Source organism: Streptomyces sp. NPDC002730, assembly GCF_042888805.1.
Lineage (GTDB): Bacteria > Actinomycetota > Actinomycetes > Streptomycetales > Streptomycetaceae > Streptomyces.
The window spans coordinates 1-1,632 of sequence record NZ_JBIAQG010000066.1 but is presented as its reverse complement, the minus strand read 5'-3'; the positions used below and the strand labels follow the sequence as shown (position 1 = coordinate 1,632).

1 protein-coding gene is annotated in these 1,632 nt (G+C 69.1%); it reads right to left on the bottom strand.

Features of this window, described 5'->3' with window-relative positions:
* Positions 1-21: 21 nt before the first annotated feature.
* Positions 22-1,632 (bottom strand): IS1182 family transposase (locus ACFYXH_RS42445; RefSeq protein WP_389575177.1); only part of this gene is annotated, 1,611 nt, incomplete at its 5' end.

Here is a 1,632-nt window from a genome sequence, read left to right as displayed (position 1 = left end):
CTGTTGGTGATGTTGGCGGGGTCATATGGCGGCTGAGCACAGGGTGCGGAAGCGAGTGGTCCGGCGGCGCGTTCTGGGTTCGGTGTCGAGCCAGTCCGTGACACGGGCGATGTTGCAGGCCAGCGCGGTGAGCACGTGCTGGACGTGGGTTTTCTTCAGTCCCCGGTAGCGGGAACGGCGCAGGCCGTGGGCTCGGACGTTCTGCGAGAGGGTGGCTTCGATGCCGGCGCGGATCGCGTAGCGGTGCTGCCAGTCTTCGGTGGTCTGTTCGAGTCTGTTGTGCATCTGGATCTCGTGGAGTTCGCGGGTGGGCAGCAAGGCGAGGGCCCGGGGTCGGGTGGCGGAGGTGGTGCACTGCGGGCGGACCGGGCAGGCCAGGCAGTCGGCCTTGGCGAACTTGACCTGGATGTAGTTGTGTCCGCTGATCCGCAGTGGTCTCCACTCCCGGCTGATCGCGCCCTGGGGGCAGGTGGCCTGCTGGTTGTCCCAGTCGATGGGGAAGGCCGATTTGGCGAAGCCCGAGCCGGCCCTGGCCTGGCGGCTGTGGTCGGGGACCACCGGGCCGAGCAGCGTGATGCCGTGCACCCGGGCGGCCCGCTCGATGTGTGCCGGGGTGACGTAGCCGGCATCGACGACGTGCTCGCCGGGCAGTAACTCCCGCTTGGCGAGGTCGTCATGGATGGTCGCGGTCATCTCGACGTCCTGCACGGTGGAGTGCGTCGTGGCCACGTGGACCACCAGCTCGGGACGCTCTTCGTCACAGGACTCGGTCAGATGGACGCGGTAGCCGCTCCAGGCGGTGTCCCGTTTGACGCAGTAGTGCGTATCGGTGTCGTAGGGGGAGTCGAAGCGCAGGTGAGCCGAGGGCAGGGCGTGCCCGTCCCGCCAGCGCAGGCGCCCGCGGGTGTCCCAGTAGTAGTGATGGACCCACACTTGGCGGAGGATCTCCACCTGAGGCAGCAGACGCAGGTGAGGCGGGGCGGACGTGTCCCAGGCAGCGGCGAGGATTTTCTGGCCGTCCCGGCCGGTCTGCTCGGCCCGCTCAGTCACCGCTGGTTTCCCGCCCGGCAGTTTGCCGATCTCCACCCGGCGTCCGTACCGCTTTCCCCACTCCGGCTCGATCAGGGGCCACAGCCAGTCCGGGTCGGTCTCGGCCAGCTCCTCCAGTGCCGCCCGCAGCGTTTCCCCGACCAGCTCCAGACGGCTGAGGAAGCGGACTGCGGCCAGCACATGGGTCGCATCGGTGCGCTGCCGGCCGCCGGGCTTGAGCAGTCCAGCCTCCTTCAGGCGCTGCAGCATGACCTCCAGCAGCCGGTCGGCGGCGCCGTCTTCCGCCAGCCGGGCCCGGAACTCGCACAGCACCGAGTAGTCGAACCCGGGATCGTCCAGCTCCAGGCCCAGCGCGTACTTCCAGTCGATCCTGGTCCGCACCGCGTCCGCCGCAGCCCGGTCGGAGAGGTTTTCCGCGAACTGCAGCACCGACACCAGCGCCAACTGCCCCGGCGACAGGCACCGCCTGCCGTCCCTGGGATACAGCCCGGCGAACTCCTCATCCTCGAACAGCACGTCCAACCTGTCCCTGATCAGCATCGCCGGTGTGCCCTTCGGACACGCCGCCCGCGCTGTCCGCAC